Here is a 16,175-nt window from a genome sequence, read left to right as displayed (position 1 = left end):
ATTAGTGGTTTCTCGTAATTATCCGATTAGGGGGGTATTCCGGGGTGCCGCACCGTCCCGGTTCGGGTGCTTCGGACCGCCGACCCGCGCCAGCACCTCGCCGGTGTGCCGGCTCCAGTCGACGACCACCGCCTCGTGCGGCACCTTCTGGCCGGGGGAGAGCAGCAGCCACCGCACCTCGTAGCGGCGCACGATCGCCGCGCGCTCCTCGCGTGTCGAGTCGGGGGAGAGGTACGCGCGCACGGCGGCCAGACGGCGGCCCCGGACGTCCTCGTCCAGCGAGGCGTCCGGCCAGGCCGGGGCGACGAGGTTGGCGCCGTACGCGGGCACGGACCGGGTGGGGCGGTAGCCGTCGGTCAGCACGACGTCGCCGCGCCGCATGTGGCCGACCGCCCAGCCGTAGTCCGGCCAGCGCGGCGGCTGGTCGAACCCGATGGGATCCAGCGCCCGCGGCACCACCGCCCCCGCCTGGATCTGGAAGAACCCCACGCAGGCCCCGAGCGCCGCCGCCCCCGCGAGCGCGCCCCGCCGCCACCCCCAGGGCCGCGGCGCCGCAAGCTCGATGGCCAGGGCGAACTGCAGGGGCACCAGCGTCAGTCCAAGGATGCGGCCGTAGGTGTAGTGGCCGCTGACCCAGCCGTACGCGACGACCGCGCACTCCAGGGCGAACATCAGCACCAGCGGGTCCGCGCGGTCCCTGCGGAAGCGCAGCCACAGGGCGGGCAGACCGAGCAGCGCCAGCCAGAAGCGCTGGGGCATCTCGGTGTAGAGCTGGCGGTGGATCCAGTCGACGCTGCCGTCGCCGACCAGGGAGAAGACGCTGTAGTACGGCCAGAGCGACGCGATCAGGGCCGCGGTCGCGCCGGTCGCCGCCCACATCCACACCTTCCGGCCGGACGCCGCGAACGCGACCACGCCGATCACCGCCGCCACCGACGAGATCGGATGGATGAGCAGGACGGTCCCGCACAGGGCGCCCAGACCGACGTACGCCCCAAGGCCCCTTCTGCGCGGGCCCCGTGCCAGCGAACCGGCCCACGCCCACGCCCAGAACGCCAGGCCGATCGCGAACGTCGACGGGTAGCCGAGGTTCCCCGTCATCGACATCAGGCCCAGATAGCCGCTCCACCACGCCATGCGCGTGCCCCAGAGCAGCACCATCGCGAACAGCGCGAGGACGGGGGCCCATGGGCGGGGCGTCAGGAGCCGCACGAACCGGCCGATGCCGGTGAGCAGGACGATGAGGTTGAGCGGGCCCGAGATCTTGACGACCTGCCAGCCCGCCAGGTCGGTCGCCTTGGCGAACAGGCCCTGGGCGACCGCGTACGGCGAGTAGTACGCGCTGCCGTCGCCCGGCAGGTCGGCCATCGGGTGCGCGGGGTGCAGGAGGTCGTCCTTGAGGCGCTCCACGACCGCCGCGTGCTGCCCGAAGTCGCAGCACATCGGCACCCGCCAGAACGCCAGCGACATCACCAGCCAGAACAGTCCGCCGAACACCGCGTAGGGGGAGGGGCGCCACCGGGGGCCGCCCCCCAAAGCCGTCGCGCCGTGGACGGTCCTGCGCACGAGGAGCGTGCCGCTCACCGCATCAGCCTCTCCGCGACGCGGGCCGCGGCCCGGCCGTCGTCCAGGTCGCAGTACGCCTCACGGAAGGCCGTGTACGCGTCCGTGTGCCGGGCCGCGATGGCGTCCAGGTCGCGCAGCGCCTCGACGACCTCATCGGTGGAGGCGAGCAGCGGCCCCGGCGCGCTCGTCTCGAAGTCGAGGTAGAAGCCGCGCACGGTGTCGCGGTAGTGCTCCAGGTCGTAGGCGTGGAAGAGCATCGGGCGCCCGGTGTGCGCGAAGTCGAACATCAGCGAGGAGTAGTCCGTCACCAGCACGTCGGCGATGAGCAGGAGTTCGGCGGCCCGGGGATGGGCCGACACGTCCCGCACGAACGGCGCGCGGGCGCCCGGAAGCCGGCCCGCCGTCAACGGGTGCTTGCGCACCAGCAGGACGTGGTCGTCGCCGAGCACCGACTCGGCGGCGCGGAAGTCGAGCGCCGGCTCGTAGCGGAACCGGCCGGGGGCGTACGCGAGATGGTCCCGGTAGGTCGGCGCGTACAGCACGACCCGCTTGTCCGGCGTGACGCCCAGCTCGTGGCGCACCCGCTCGGCGACCTTCTGGCGGTCGTCGCCGAACAGCACGTCGTTGCGGGGCGAGCCCGCCTCCAGGACCTCGCCGTCGTAGGCGAGGGCGCGGCCCAGGTGCGGGGTGGAGAAGCGATTCGGCGAGACCAGGACGTCCCACTGGCGGGACAGGCGCGGCAGGGCGTCGAGATGTCCGTGGTCGGCGTAGAGGGAGTCGGTGAGGTCGGTGCCGATGCGCTTGAGCGGGGCGCCGTTCCAGGTCTGTACGACGGTCTGGCCCTCGCGGCGCTCGAAGAAGTCGGGCAGGTGGCCCGCGGTGACGATGCGACGGCAGCGGGCCAGCGCCTCGTACCAGGCGGCGCTGTGCTCCTCCACGCCCTTCGCCCCGGCGGGCACGCGGGTCTGCTGGTCGTGCGTGACCCACAGGTGCTCGACGTCGGCGCCGCGCCGCACCAGCTCCTCGTGGACGGCGCGCGGCGAGTCCCCGTCGAGGTACAGCACGGCGTCGGTGAGCGGCTGCCCGCGGTGGCGCGGGTAGTGGGTGGTGCGCAGCCGGTGCTGGCGGTAGGCGCCGCGTTCGGTGCGCGCGAGCACGGAGCCCGCCTCGACGAGGAGCCGGTCGCCGAACCGCCGGTCGACGGTGAACTCCCGCCCCTCGACGCCCCGGTGGAGCGGCAGCCCGGCCGCCACGGAGGCGAGCAGCCGCACCGGCATGCCGATCTCGGCCTGCCCGGCCTGCCCGGCCTGCCCGGGGGCGCTCCCGGTGTCCCGCAGGAACGCGTACCACCGCCCCTCGCGCAGCGCCCCGCCGCCCGGCGCGACCACCGCGCGCAGCCGGTCGTCCGCGACGCGTTCGGCGGGGACCGTCAGCTCCTCGTCGCGGCCGCTGTGCCGCAGGACCAGTTCGGCCTCGGGCCAGGCGGCCTCGGAGGCGAGCATCTCGACGGTCAGCGTGCCGTCCGCGCCCCACGCCACGCGGTCGGCGACCGGCTGCCGCGTCACCTCGACGACCAGCTCGCCCCGGTCGTTGGCCGTGGCGCACAGCTCGCGGCCGTCGTCCGACGCGTACCGCCCCGGCGCCAGGGCGAGAGCGGCGGCCAGCGACTTCAGCGTGCCGTCGGGCAGGACGAGGTTGGCCTGCCAGCGGTCGCCGTGCGGCGGCTCGACCTCCTTCGGCGCGAGGTGCGGGGTGGGCGCCACTCCCGTCAGGTCCGCGAGCCGCACGCGGACCTCGAAGCGGTCGTCGGCGAGCGCCACCGGGTAGTCGACGTCGGTCCCGGAGTGCTTGTGGGTGAGGCGCAGGGCCCGGGGGCGCACCCGGCCGGGCAGGCCGCCGCTCAGCACCACGTCGCCCCCGTCGCGCCGGTGGGCCTCGACGCGCGCCGCGTACTCCTGGACCCGCAGGACCAGGCGCCCCTTGCTGTGGCCGAGGACCAGGCGCAGCCCGTCGCCCAGCTCGCGCACCAGGGACTGCGCGGACGCCCCCTCGGCGGCCCGCACGGCCGCGCGCCGCACCGTGCCGTGACCCGCGACGACCACGCCGAGCAGCCAGTTCCCGGGCCGCCACGCCCCGCCCGTCCGCAACTGCTCCGGGTCGACGGTCATCTCGAAGCCGGCCAGGTCGTAGCAGTGCAGGCGCTGCCGTGACTGCTCGGTGGCCTGCGGGGCGGCGACCGTCCGCGTCGGCACGCGGCGCAGCCGCCCCTTGCTCCGGGTCGACCGCAGAAGGCCCGCCTTGACGGAGTGCCCGGGGCGGGTCGCCTCCAGATTGCGCACGTACGCGTATCCGCTGATCCGCAGTTTCCCGTCGTCGCCCCACCGGGCCTCGCCGGCCCGCGCCACGACGGGCAGTTCGCCCCGCCCGACGCGCGTCAGCTTCTCCGGGACGCGGCCGATGCCCGGGTAGGCGGCCCGGCGGCGCAGAGCGCCGCGCACGTGGAAGGCGGTGCCGTTGGCCCGCTCGAAGGCGAGCAGATCGATGAGTTCGGCGGTGCGCGCCTCACGGACGAGGTGCCACTTGACGCGCAGGTCGACGGGGAGTCCGGTGATGACGGCGGGGTCGGCGCGGCGCAGGAAGGCGGCGGCGTCCGTCATGAAGGCCGTGCGGTACTCGGGGCCGCCCATCGGCAGCCCCTCCAGGAAGTACACGAAGTCGTCGCGCAGACAGGAGGCGTCGTACGTCTTCTTCATCTCCGGCGCGTGCCGGGCGAGGAAGCCGCTGACGTGCGCGCAGGCCGCGATCCGGTCCCGCACACCCTTGACGTCGGTGCGCCGCCGGGTGATGGAGCCCTCGCGGATCCGCCAGTAGTAGACGTGGTCGCTGAGCACGTCCACGGAGTGGGCGAGGAAGTGCGCGGGGATCATCACGGGCGTGTCCTCGTAGAGCTTGCCCTCGGGGAAGGCGAAGCGGTGCCGGTCCCAGAAGGAGCGGCGGAACACCTTGTTCCAGGCCACGCGGTCGGAGAGCAGGTCCAGGTCGCGCGAGATGTGCGTACGGGTGCGCGGCTCGGTCAGCCACTTGTACTGCCAGGCCTGCGAGCGGCCGCGCTCGGTCAGCCGCCAGACGTTGCCGGTCGCGAAGTCGGAGCCGGTCTCGTCCAGGCTCGCGATCATCCGCTCGTACGCGTCGTGCGGCACGACGTCGTCGCTGTCGACGAAGGTCAGGAACTCGGCGGTGGGCGACGCCTTGCGCACACCCGTGTTGCGGGCGGCGCTCAGCCCGGCGTTGCGCTGGCGGACGTAGACGAACCGCGGGTCGCGGGCGGCGAACTCACGGGCGATGAGCGGGCTGCCGTCGGTCGAGCCGTCGTCGACCATGACGCACTCCAGACCACGGGGGCCGTCCGGCCCGTCCGGACCGTCATGCCGTCCCGGTCCGGCCACGCCGTTGACGGTCTGCCGGGCGATCGATTCCAGGCACTCCTCCAGAAACTCCTCGACGTTGTAGATGGGCACGACGACGCTGAGACGGGGCTGCACGGCGACCGGCCTTTCATGGGAGTACGGGCATATTTAGCCCCCTTTGCCCGTTCGCGGTCGGTGCCGGTCAGTTTCTCTGGCGTGTGTCACCCCAATGAGTGAGGTGAGGTCTTCGACAGGCGGTGTCCGGCTGACTACCGTCGGTTGCTATGTCGCGCTTCTCGGTTGTCGTCCCCGCCCACCGCGTCCAGGGCTACCTGCGGGAATGCCTGGACTCAGTGCTCACCCAGTCCTTCGGCGACCTCGAGCTGACCGTCGTCGACGACGCTTCGCCCGACGCCTGCGCCGCGATCGCCGCCGAATACGCGGAGCGCGACCCGCGCGTGCGCCTGATCCGCCTCCCCGTCCGGGCGGGCACCGGCCCCGCGCGCAACATCGGCGCCGACCGCGCCACCGGCGGCCACCTCCTCTTCCTCGACGGCGACGACCTGCTGCTGCCGGGCGCCCTCGAAGCCCTCGACGCGGCCCTGACGGCCCACGGCGATCCGGACGTCCTGCTCTTCGCGCACGACCGCGTCGACTGGTGGGATACCGTCCGCCCCGGCGGCACCCTCCTCACGGGCGATCCGCTGGGCGCCGCCCCGGCCGCCTGGAACCGCCTCTTCCGCCGCGACTTCTGGTGCGCGCAGCGGCTCGCCTTCTCCGACGGCGCGTACGAGGACGTGGTGCCCGTCCACACCGCGACCCTGCGCGCGGGCGAGCGCCTCGCCACCTGCGACCGGACCTGCGTGCGCTGGCGGGAGCGGCGCGGCGGCAGCTTCTCCAAGACGCCGGGCCGCCACCACTTCGCCGTCATCGGGCGGTACGGGGAGCTGCTCGCCGCCGCCGGGCCCGCCGACCGCGCCCGGCTCCTTCCGCACGCCGCCGCGCACCTCCTCGCCGTCCTCGACGACCCCGGCCGGATCCGCACGGGCGACCGGCGCGACTTCTTCCGCGAGGCGGCCCGCGTCCACCGCACGTACGCGCCCGAGGGCACCGAGCCCCGCGGCCCCGGCGAGAAGGCCCTCGCCACCGCCTCCTACGCGGCCTATGAAAGTCTGCGCAAGGCCGAGTCGCGGCGCCTGCGCCTCACCCGGCACCTGAAGCGGCAGAAGAAGAAGCTGCGTGCCCGTGCCATGCGCGCCGCCTACCGCGCCGACCTGCACCGCGCCCTGGACCCGCACCTCGCGGTCTACGGCGCCTACTGGAACCGCGCGGTCTCCTGCAACCCGGCCGCGATCCACGCCAAGGCCCGCGAACTCGCGCCGCACATCCGGGGCGTGTGGGTGGTCTCCGGACGCCACAGGGACAAGGTGCCCGCCGGGATCGAGTACGTCGTCGAAGGCTCCCGGCGCTACTGGGAGGCGATGGCCAGAGCGACGTACCTCATCAACAACTCCAGCTTCCCCGGCGGCTTCACCAAGCGCCCCGGGCAGGTCTACCTCCAGACCCACCACGGCACCCCGCTGAAGAAGATGGGCCTGGACCAGCGCCGCTACCCGGCCGGCACGCACGGCATCAGCTTCCAGAAGGTCCTCGACCACACCGACCAGTGGGACTTCAGCCTCTCCGCCAACCCGCACTCCACGGAGATCTGGGAACGCGTCTACCCCTCTCCCGCGTACGAGGCCCTGGAGGCGGGCTATCCGCGCAACGACGTGTACTTCACGACGGGCGGCGAGGAGATCGCCCGCATCCGCGCGGAGCTGGGCGTCGAGGACGGTCAGACCGTGCTGCTGTACGCGCCCACCCACCGCGACTACCAGAAGGGCTTCCTGCCCCACCTGGACCTCAGGCGCTTCGCCGACCGGCTCGGCCCCGCCTACGTCGTCCTCGTGCGCGCCCACTACTTCTACGGCGCCGACGCCGGGCTCGACGCCCACCCGCGGATCGTCGACGCCACCGGCCACGCGCGCGTGGAAGACCTCTGCCTCGCCGCCGACGCGCTCGTCACCGACTATTCGTCCCTGATGTTCGACTACGCCTGCCTGGACCGCCCGATCGTGACGTACGCCCCCGACTGGCAGGCCTACCGCCTCGCCCGCGGCACCTACTTCGACCTGCTCTCCGGGCAGCCGGGCGAGACGCCAGGGGCGGTGGCCACCACCGAGGACGAACTGGCGGAGCTGTTCCGGGGCGGCGCCTGGGACTCCCCACAGGCGGCGAAGCTGCGGTCGGCGTTCCGGTCCCGCTTCTGCCCCTACGACGACGGGAAGGCCGCCGAACGCGTCGTACGGCGGCTCTTCCTGCCCGCCGCTCACAGCTCATAGGGCGAACGCACCGGGAAGTACGCCGTCAGGAACGACCTGATGGCCAGCGCCATCTCCTCGTCCGCCATGCCGCTGTCGGGCGACTCCCCGATGCAGAACGCCGTCCTGTCGCGGTTCTGCAGCAGCCGCCCGAGCCGCGCGTGGTCGGCGCGGTCGCCGATGTCCACGAAGTCGTACGAGATGGTGCCCGGCACCGCGCGCCCGGTGAGGTACGCGTAGTGCTGGTAGAGCGACGAGACGAGGGAGTGGTCGCCGACGGAGCGGAAGCGGCTGCGGGCCGTGGCCGCCAGCTGCTCGGGGAAGCGCTCGGTGATCTCCGTCAGGACGCTGCGGCGCAGCGCGTACGGCACGTGGAAGAAGCTGTGGGTCGTGGTCCTGCCGAACGTGTGGCGCAGCAGCTCGCGGTTGTTCTTCGCCGCCGCCAGATAGCCCTCGTCGTCCGGCGAGAGCGGCAGCGCGGGCACCGACTCCGAGGACCAGAAGAAGCGGGGCAGGCCGTTGCTGAGGAAGAACGTGTCCGGGTTGGTGGGGCGGCCGAGGAACATGTCGTCGTTGAAGTACAGGAAGTGCTCCGACAGCCCCTCGACACGGTGCAGTTGGCTTTCGATGGAGTGCGAGTTGAAGGTGGGCAGACACTCCTCGGGTTCGGCGAACAGGTCGCGGTGGTCGACGACCGTCAGGCCGGGATGCTCCCGGTCGAGCCAGTCCGGCACCTGCCCGGCCGTGACGAGGAAGACATGCCGGACCCACGGCGCGTACATCGCCAGCGAGCGCAGGCTGAAGCGGAGTTCGTCGCGGTTGCGGAAGCGCACCGCCCCGTCGTCCGCCGACTCCTGCCGGTTGCCGCCGCGGGTCGCGTCCCGGCGGGCGCGCCACTCGGGGTCGGAGTCGTCGACCCAGGTGTAGACGGCGTCGATGGGGAAGTCGATGTCCCTGACGAGGAGTTCGGTGAACACCTGGAGGGTCGGGTAGTCCCGGTCCCCCACCCGCAGGGTCGCCGTCGGGGTCAGCGAGGGCAGCACCGAGCCGGCCAGCGTCGTCCCGAACGGCGCGCGGAAGCCGTCCTCGGCGGTGGGCGCGCCCCGGGGCGTGCGGGGCCAGAACGCCACCGTGCAGCCGAGGCCCGCGCCGTGCCGCAGCGACAGGGTGGTCGTGGTCACCGGCTTGAAGACCTTGACGCCGGACAGGTCGCCGATGGAGTCCAGGCGTTCGGCGAGGACGACTCCGGGCGCCGCGTCACGCGGGTTGACCAGCTCGGCGTAGACCGGCTGCCCGCGCAGCGCCGCGGCCAGGGCCTTCAGCGCCCGGTCTTGGTCGTCGGCGGCCACCGCCAGGGTGTGGGCGGTGCCGTCGGCGGTGCGCACCAGCACGTAGGGCACGTCCTGGGCCTCCAGGGCGGACGCGGTGAGCCGCAGGTTCCACTCCGCCATGCGCGGGGCGAGCACGTCGTCGCGCCGCTCGGCGAGGCGGCCCACCGAGCGGATGACGCGGCCCGTCGGATCGGCGGCGATGATCTCGTCCTCGCGGGCCCGCTCGTCGGTGGCGGCCGCGGCGTCGAAGGTGTGCGGCGCGGTGGGCCGGAAGCCGCAGCCGCCGGAGGCGACACCGAGCGCCACGCGGTCCGCGCGCCCGCGCAGCCGCTCCGGCCGCTCCCGCCCGGCCACGAGCCGCGTGTACAGCTCCTCCCAGCGCGCGGTGACGTCCGCCGAGGAGAAACGGGCGTAGACGCCTTCACGGGCGGCACGGCCGTAAGCGCGCCGAGCAACACCATCACCCATCAACGCGGCCATGGCACAGGCGAGTTCTTCCACCTCCCCGGGTGGGACGAGCAGCCCGTCGACGCGGTGCCGCACGATCTCGGCGGGCCCGGTCAGCACGTCGTACGCGATGACGGGCACCCCGGCGGCGAGCGCTTCCAGGAGCACGAGCGGGAACGCCTCGTTGTGCCCGGCGGTCATCAGGCTCAGCCCCGCCTTGGCCCACTCGGCGGCCATGTCCTGGCAGGGGCCGAGCAGTTCGACCCGGTCGTGCAGGCCGAAGCCGTCGACCAGGCGGCGCAGATGCTGCTCGCGGTGGCCGCTGCCGAAGATCCGCAGCGTCCACTCGGGGTACGCCTCGGCGACCTGGGCGAAGGCCCGCACGGCATGGTCGACGCGCTTCTCGCCGGTCAGCCGCGCCGCCATGACGATGACCTTGCTCTCGCCGTCCGCGCGCGGCCGGAAGCCGTCCGGCACGGCGTTCGGAATGACCGCCAGCTCCGGCGCGGTGGGCCCGAGGGACTCCGCGATCCAGTCGCGGGTGCGTTCGGTCAGCGTGACCAGGGCGTCCAGGCGGGGCGCGTGCAGGAGCAGCGGTTCGCCGGAGGGGCCGCGCCGCTGGGTGGGGCGGTGCTCCTGGTGGACGGTGATCACCCGCGCGGGCGCGAGCGTCACGGCGGCGGCGAGCAGCGCGGGCGTGGTGGTGACCAGCACGTCGGTGTCGATCGCGGAGAGCGCGGCGGTCATCTCGATGTCGGAGAGCCGGTCGAAGGTGTCCTCCCAGGCGGGCCTGATCAGCTCGCTGGGCAGCGCGGCGAGGGTGCGGCACGCGGAAGCGTCCAACTCGGTCTCTCGCACAGGCCGTTCGGGCGACGCCGTACGATTTACGAGATACCGCACGGGCACAGCGCGCGCCTCCGCGAAGAACGGCTCGGCGCGGGTCCGGAAGACGGAGACGACCTCGACCTCGATCCCGGGCCGCTCGGCGAGATGTGCGGCCTGGGTGTAGGTGGCCAACTCGGTGCCACCCATCTCGTCCCCCCAACCGAGCAGGTACGTGATCTTCATGAGGTCTCCTTAGCGGGCTCCCGCGTGAGGTCGGTGATGTCCCGGCACGTCACCGCGAAGGCGCCGGTGCCGGTGAAGTGGGCGTGTGCCCGGACCAGCGCCCCTTCCGGCAGCGCGAAGACGCGGAAGGGCGTGGGGTAGGCGGCCGAGGGGTCCCGCACGTCCGTCAGCCACCGCCCGAGCGGCAGCCCCGCCACCCGGAAGTCCCACACCCACTGCCCGGCCCCGGCCCCGGTCATGGCACCGAGCGGCACCCGCAGCATGAACGCGCCGCCCGGTCCGCCCACGACGTCGGCCGGCACGACGACCTTGTCCCTGCGCCGCACGGCCTCCGCGCGCACCGGCGCGAGGGCCGCCCCGACCAGCCGCCCGTGCACGGTGATCCCGTCCCCGCGCGGCTCGAAGCGCACCAGTTCCGCGCGGGGCCGCGGCCGCGTGGCCTGGAGCACGGCCCGCCCGGTGCGGGAGCGGACGACCCGCACGAGCGTCCCGGTCCGCGGGTCGGGGGCGTGCGGCAGGGTGGGCGTCGCGGGAGACGCGCCCTGCCCGGCGGGCGTGATCCCCCGACGCCGTACGCGGCCGTCGGCGTCCCGCGTCTCGACGGTGAGCCGCCACACGCCGTCCCGCATGTCCCGCAGGGTGGCCGTGGCGGTCAGGAGGGGCGTCCCGGCCGTGTGCCGCTCGAGGACGAGAGGGACGGTGAGCCTGCGGCGGCCGCGCGTGATCAGCAGCCGGGCCCGGTCCGGGGGCGCGGCGCTCCCCGCCGCGAGGGCGAGGTTCAGGGTGCGGCTGTCACGGAGCGAGAGATGCACGGGCGTCAGCGGCGGCTCGGCGCGGGACACACCGCCGTGCGGCCGCCCGGCGGCGACCCGCTCCAGCCGGAACCGCGTGCTGCGCACGGTGGCACGCAGCCGCCGGACGAGGCGTGGCCGAGGCCCGACGAGGCGGAGTGGCGTGAAACCAATGCGGTCCATTTATCCACTTTGCCCATTTTGAGACCGCGACTCGCACTCCGCCCCCCGTTTCGCCCCCACAATCGCCCCGCACGGAGCAGCGGAACGCGTCCCGCGAGGAAGCGAGACGTTGCGGCCGGTGCCCGGAGCCACATGGCCGCCGCCGGGAGCGCACCGGAGGGGACGTCGGCCGGAGGCCCTGAGGCACATGAGCCCGACGCCGGCCCGCACCCGCGAGCGCACGCGAGGGGACGTGGGGGTAGGTGCGCGCGGAGCACAGTGGTGGTCACCAGGGCCCCGAAGCAACAAAGGCCCCGCACCAAGATGGCGAGCACGGACCTACCCCCGCGGCCCCGCCCCCAAGACGACCCCAGGCGCCCCCGGCCCACACCCGCGAGCGCACGCCGGCCGCGAACCTGGAGGCGCACAGCCGACACCGGCCCGCACCCGCGAGCGCGCCGGAGGGGACGTCGGCCGGGGGGGCTGAGGCACATGAGCCCGACGCCGGCCCGCACCCGCGAGCGCACGCGAGGGGACGTGGGGGTAGGTGCGCGCGGAGCACAGTGGTGGTCACCAGGGCCCCGAAGCAGCAAAGGCCCCGCACCAAGAGGGCGAGCACGGACCTACCCCCGCGGCCCCGCCCCCAAGACGCCCCGAGGCGCCCCGCAACGAAACGGGACGGCCCAACCACGGGCCGCCCCATTCACCGTACGTACGGACGGACGTTCCACGCCACGCGGCGGCTACTTCACCGCACCCGCCATCACCCCCGACACGAACTGCCGCTGGAACGCGAAGAACACCGCCAGCGGAATCACCATCGAGATGAACGCCCCCGGCGCCAGAATGTGCACGTTGTCGCCGAAGAACCGCACCTGCTGCTGGAGCGCCACCGTGATCGGCGGATTCTGCGAATCGGCGAAGATCAGCGCGATCAGCATGTCGTTCCAGACCCACAGGAACTGGAAGATGCCGAGCGAGGCGATCGCCGGCGCCCCCAGCGGCATCACGACCCGCAGGAAGAGCCGCAGCTCACCCGCCCCGTCCAGCCGCGCCGCCTCCAGCAGTTCGCGGGGGATCTCCGCGAAGAAGTTCCGCAGCAGGAAGATCGCGAACGGCAGACCGAACGCCACGTGGAAGATGACCACGCCCACCGTCGTCTCGAAGATGCCGATCTTGCCGAAGAGATCGGCGATCGGCACCAGCGCCACCTGCACCGGCACGACGAGCAGCCCGACCACGGCGATGAACCACCAGTCACGCCCAGGGAAGTCCATCCACGCGAACGCGTACCCCGCGAGCGAGCCGAGGATCACGACGAGCAGGGTCGCCGGCACGGTGATCGTGACGCTGGCCAGGAGCGAGTCGGTGATCGTCTCGTCCTTGAGGAGGTTCGCGTAGTTGTCCAGCGTCATCTGCGAGGGCGCGCCGAAGACCTTCCACCAGCCGCTCTCGCTCATGTCGGCGGAGGACCGCAGCGAGCCGATGAGCAGCCCGATCGTCGGCATCAGCCAGAACAGACCCACCAGCACCAGGAACACGCGCAGCGCGGTCCCGCCCAGCGCGGAGGCGATCCGCCCGCCCAGGGACTGCTTGGCCTTGACGATCTCCACCCGGTTCGTCGTCATCGCCGTGCCTCCCGCCGCATGCGCCGGATATTGAACAGCATCACCGGGATCACCAGCAGGAAGAGAAGCATCGCGATGGCGCTCGCCACGCCCGTGTCACGGTCGCCGAAAGCCGAGTTGTAGAGCTGGAGCGCCAGGACGTTCGCATCGTCCTTCGACGAGCCCGGCGGGATCACGAAGACCAGGTCGAAGATCTTCAGTACGTTGATCATGAGCGTGACCAGCACCACCGCGAGGACCGGCGCGAGCAGCGGCACCGTCACCCGCCGGAACACCTGCCACTCGTTGGCACCGTCCACCCGCGCCGCCTCAAGCAGCTCACGCGGCACGCTCGCGAGCCCCGCCGCGATCAGGACCATCGCGAAACCGGCCCACATCCACAGGTACGAGCCGATGACCGCCGGTGTGATCAGGGACGGCCCGAGCCAGTCGACGCCGTTGTACGGCTCGCGGAAGTTCGATGCGGGGAACCGCAGTTGGGCACCGTCGGCCTCCTTCGGCAGCGCGAAGGTGCCGTCCGCCGCCGCCTCGGTGGACGCGACCACCTCGCCGCCCTTGACGGCCTCGATCCGGATGCCCGCGTAACCGAACTCGGAGGTGTCGGGCGCGTTGGGCTCGCCCCGGCCCTTGCCGCGCGTGAAGTCCTGCCAGGTCGCACCGGTGACCCGGTCCGGATCGGCCTGCGCGGGCTTCGCGGCCTTCGCTTCGTCCGGCATCTCGTTCGGCGGTACGCCCGTCAGCGGCAGCGCCACCGGCTCGCCCGCCCGCACCGGCTCCTTGGTGATGAACGCGCCGCCGTCGGCCGCCTTCAGGGGCGAGTTCATGGCGGGATGCGCCTGCGGGAACGCCGACGACTCGGCGAACGTGTCGTGCACGCTCACCGCGACGGCGTTGGCGACACCGCGGTCGGGATCCGACTCGTACACGAGCCGGAAGATGATGCCCGCGGCGAGCATCGAGATCGCCATCGGCATGAAGATGACGAGCTTGAACGCCGTGCCCCAGCGCACCCGTTCGGTCAGCACCGCGAAGATCAGGCCGAGCGCGGTCGCCACCGTGGGCGCCACGACCACCCAGATCGCGTTGTTCTTGATGGCGGTCAGAATGCTGTCGTCCGTGAACAGCGTCTTGTAGTTGCCGAACGCCGTGAAGTCGCCCGACTCGTCGAAGAAGCTGCGGAACAGCGAGTACCCGATGGGGTAGAGGACGAGCGCGCCGAGCAGCACCAGGGCGGGCAGCAGGAAGAGCACCGCCACGGCCTTGCGGGTGCCGGTCACGCTCTTGCGCGGAGTCGTGGCCGGGGGCACGACCTTGGGGGTGCCCCCGGCGTTCGCGGACGCCACCGCGTCAGTCCTTGTAGGCCTTGGCGGCGGCCGTCTCCAGCGTCTTCTGTGTCCCCTCGACGTCCTTCGGGTTCTTCAGGAAGTCCTGCAGCGCCTTCCACTCGCCCTTGCCCGGCGTGCCGCCGAAGGACTGCGGGGCCTGGTCGGACATGTCGAAGCGGATGTCGTCGCCCGCCGCGATGAGCGCCTTGGCGATGTCGCGCTGCACGTCGTTCGGGTACGCCGCCAGGTCCAGGTTCTTGTTCGGCGAGATGAAGCCGCCCGCCTCGGCCCAGATCCTCGCGGCGTCCGGCGAGGCCAGATAGGTCAGCAGCGCCTGCGCGCCCTTGCTGTCCTTCAGCGCGACGGCCGCGTCACCGCCGACCACCGCCGGGGACTCCTCGCCGACCGCCGGGAAGGGGAACACCTTGGCGTCCTTGCCGACCTCGGCCTTGGTCTCGGAGATCGGCAGGGAGACCATGTCGCCCTCGAAGACCATGCCGGCCTTGGGCTGGTCGCCGCCCTTGAACGTCTGCTTCACGGACGCCGGGAACTCCGTCTGCAACGCGCCGTCCGCGCCGCCCGCGACGAAGCCCTTCTTCCCGAACAGCTCACCGAGCGTGGTCAGCGCCTCCTTGACCGACGGGTCCGTCCACTTGATCTTGTGCTGCGCGAGCTGGTCGTACTTCTCCGGCCCCGCCTGCGACAGGTAGATGTTCTCGAACCAGTCGGTGAGGGTCCACGCCTCGGCGCCCGCCACCGATACCGGCGGCACCCCGGAGTCGTAGACCGTCTGGGCCGTCTTCATGAAGTCGTCCCAGGTCTTCGGCTCGCTCACGCCCGCGTTCTCGAAGACCCGCGTGTTGTACCAGATCAGCGACTTGTTGGCGGCCTTGAAGTACACGCCGTACTGCTTGCCGTCGACCGCGCCGAGGTTCTGCCACCCCTTGGCGTAGTTCTTCTCCAGCTCCTTCTGCGCCTCGGGGCCGACCGGCTTGGCCCACTTGTTCGCCACGGCCTGCTGGATCGCACCGACCTGCGGCAGCATCGCGACGTCCGGCGGCTGCCCGCCCGCCACCTTCGACTCCAGGAAGCTGATGATGGGGTCCTGTGCGGGGACGAAGGAGACCTTGGCGCCCGTCCTCTCCTCGAACTCGTCGAGAACCTTCAGGAAGACCTTGCGCTCCGAGCCGCCCCACACGGCGGACACCGAGACGGTCTGCCCGTCCAGCTCGGGCAGCTGGACCGTCGCCCCGCCGTCCTTGCCCCCGCCCTCGTCCGACTTGTCCCCGTCGTCGCTGTCGCCGCCGCACGCGGTGACGGTGAGCGCGAGCGTGCCCGCGACGAGGGCCGCGGTGAACCTGGCGGTGGCACGCCGGCGTTGCCGCGACCCTGGTGTCCTGCGTGTCCTGCGAAGAGTGCTGCGCATCACTGCCCCGTTCTCTTCCTGGCATGTCCCGTGCGCTCTGGTCTACGCCGTCGCGGGGAGGGGCGGCAAGATGGCCTGCGGTGTCAACTCGTGGATCGTGATGGCGTTGTGACGTGCCGTCATCGTCCCTTGCCACGCCTTGTCACACCACTGGTGGGAATAGGCACCACCCGACGCCGGTTGGCCCCGGCATGACTGACGCAACCGACGGCTCCTTCGACCCGCACGCGCTGCTCGCCGAGAGCCGCCTCGGAGTCCTCGCCACGATCAAGTCCGACGGCCGCCCCCAGCTCTCCCCGGTCCTGCCGACGTACGACCGCGCCACCGGCCGCCTCCAGGTGTCGACCACCGCGGGCACCGCCAAGACCACCAACCTGCGCAGGGACCCGCGCGCAGCCCTGGAGGTCACCCACCCCGACGGCATGGCCTGGGCCACCGCCGAGGGCACGGTCACCCTCACCGGCCCCGGCACCGACCCGCACGGCCCCGAGGCCGAGGCCCTGGTGGAGTACTACCGCAACGCCGCGGGCGAACACCCCGACTGGGACGAGTACCGCGCGGTGATGGTCGCGGAGCGCCGCGTGCTGATCACCATGGAGGTGGAGAGGGTCTACGGAGCAACGATCCGCTAACACGCACCCCAGGTCGGCGCCCCGTAAGG

The 16,175-nt window shown here is 72.5% G+C and carries 9 protein-coding genes; 2 read left to right on the top strand and 7 right to left on the bottom strand.

Annotation, left to right across the window (positions count from 1 at the left end; translation table 11 throughout):
• Nucleotides 1-18 precede the first annotated feature (18 nt).
• The gene (locus tag KKZ08_RS15035) at nucleotides 19-1,584 is read right to left on the bottom strand and encodes a hypothetical protein (protein ID WP_223774931.1); all 1,566 of its coding nucleotides are present in this window, start codon (nucleotides 1,582-1,584) and stop codon (nucleotides 19-21) included.
• Complete coding sequence (locus KKZ08_RS15030) at nucleotides 1,581-5,108, bottom strand: CDP-glycerol glycerophosphotransferase family protein (protein ID WP_223774930.1); 3,528 nt, start codon at nucleotides 5,106-5,108, stop codon at nucleotides 1,581-1,583. Before KKZ08_RS15030 ends, KKZ08_RS15035 begins: the two co-directional genes overlap by 4 nt.
• A gap of 149 nt (nucleotides 5,109-5,257) precedes the next feature.
• Between KKZ08_RS15030 and KKZ08_RS38840 the strand changes: the two genes are divergently transcribed.
• Nucleotides 5,258-7,357 (top strand): CDP-glycerol:glycerophosphate glycerophosphotransferase, encoded by a 2,100-nt coding sequence (locus tag KKZ08_RS38840; RefSeq protein ID WP_276573894.1) that lies wholly within the window; start codon nucleotides 5,258-5,260, stop codon nucleotides 7,355-7,357.
• Here KKZ08_RS38840 and KKZ08_RS15015 read toward each other — a convergent pair.
• From KKZ08_RS15015 to KKZ08_RS14995, 5 genes are all read right to left on the bottom strand, one after another.
• The gene (locus KKZ08_RS15015; protein ID WP_223774929.1) at nucleotides 7,345-10,182 is read right to left on the bottom strand and encodes a stealth conserved region 3 domain-containing protein; all 2,838 of its coding nucleotides are present in this window, start codon (nucleotides 10,180-10,182) and stop codon (nucleotides 7,345-7,347) included. The genes KKZ08_RS38840 and KKZ08_RS15015 overlap by 13 nt on opposite strands.
• The gene (locus tag KKZ08_RS15010) at nucleotides 10,179-11,156 is read right to left on the bottom strand and encodes a hypothetical protein (protein ID WP_223774928.1); all 978 of its coding nucleotides are present in this window, start codon (nucleotides 11,154-11,156) and stop codon (nucleotides 10,179-10,181) included. Before KKZ08_RS15010 ends, KKZ08_RS15015 begins: the two co-directional genes overlap by 4 nt.
• A 722-nt stretch (nucleotides 11,157-11,878) precedes the next feature.
• A complete protein-coding gene (locus tag KKZ08_RS15005) occupies nucleotides 11,879-12,763 on the bottom strand; it encodes a carbohydrate ABC transporter permease (RefSeq protein WP_223774927.1) in 885 nt (294 codons plus the stop codon).
• Nucleotides 12,760-14,040 (bottom strand): sugar ABC transporter permease, encoded by a 1,281-nt coding sequence (locus KKZ08_RS15000; RefSeq protein ID WP_320591978.1) that lies wholly within the window; start codon nucleotides 14,038-14,040, stop codon nucleotides 12,760-12,762. The genes KKZ08_RS15005 and KKZ08_RS15000 overlap by 4 nt, the downstream gene beginning before the upstream one ends.
• A 70-nt stretch (nucleotides 14,041-14,110) precedes the next feature.
• Nucleotides 14,111-15,514, bottom strand: a complete 1,404-nt coding sequence (locus KKZ08_RS14995; RefSeq protein ID WP_223774925.1) for an ABC transporter substrate-binding protein — start codon at nucleotides 15,512-15,514, stop codon at nucleotides 14,111-14,113.
• 191 nt (nucleotides 15,515-15,705) lie between these two features.
• Between KKZ08_RS14995 and KKZ08_RS14990 the strand changes: the two genes are divergently transcribed.
• Complete coding sequence (locus KKZ08_RS14990; RefSeq protein ID WP_223774924.1) at nucleotides 15,706-16,146, top strand: PPOX class F420-dependent oxidoreductase; 441 nt, start codon at nucleotides 15,706-15,708, stop codon at nucleotides 16,144-16,146.
• Nucleotides 16,147-16,175 lie beyond the last annotated feature (29 nt).

The sequence above is a fragment of the Streptomyces sp. 135 genome (assembly GCF_020026305.1).
GTDB lineage: Bacteria > Actinomycetota > Actinomycetes > Streptomycetales > Streptomycetaceae > Streptomyces.
This window is presented reverse-complemented; position numbering and strand designations above follow the sequence as displayed.

What these genes read in the sequence shown, in the direction of transcription:
- KKZ08_RS14990 (WP_223774924.1), top strand. Translation starts at nt 15,706, where the DNA reads ATGACTGACGCAACCGACGGCTCCTTCGACCCGCACGCGCTGCTCGCC.
- KKZ08_RS15010 (WP_223774928.1), bottom strand. Translation starts at nt 11,156, where the DNA reads ATGGACCGCATTGGTTTCACGCCACTCCGCCTCGTCGGGCCTCGGCCA.
- KKZ08_RS15005 (WP_223774927.1), bottom strand. Translation starts at nt 12,763, where the DNA reads ATGACGACGAACCGGGTGGAGATCGTCAAGGCCAAGCAGTCCCTGGGC.
- KKZ08_RS14995 (WP_223774925.1), bottom strand. Translation starts at nt 15,514, where the DNA reads ATGCGCAGCACTCTTCGCAGGACACGCAGGACACCAGGGTCGCGGCAA.
- KKZ08_RS15015 (WP_223774929.1), bottom strand. Translation starts at nt 10,182, where the DNA reads ATGAAGATCACGTACCTGCTCGGTTGGGGGGACGAGATGGGTGGCACC.
- KKZ08_RS38840 (WP_276573894.1), top strand. Translation starts at nt 5,258, where the DNA reads ATGTCGCGCTTCTCGGTTGTCGTCCCCGCCCACCGCGTCCAGGGCTAC.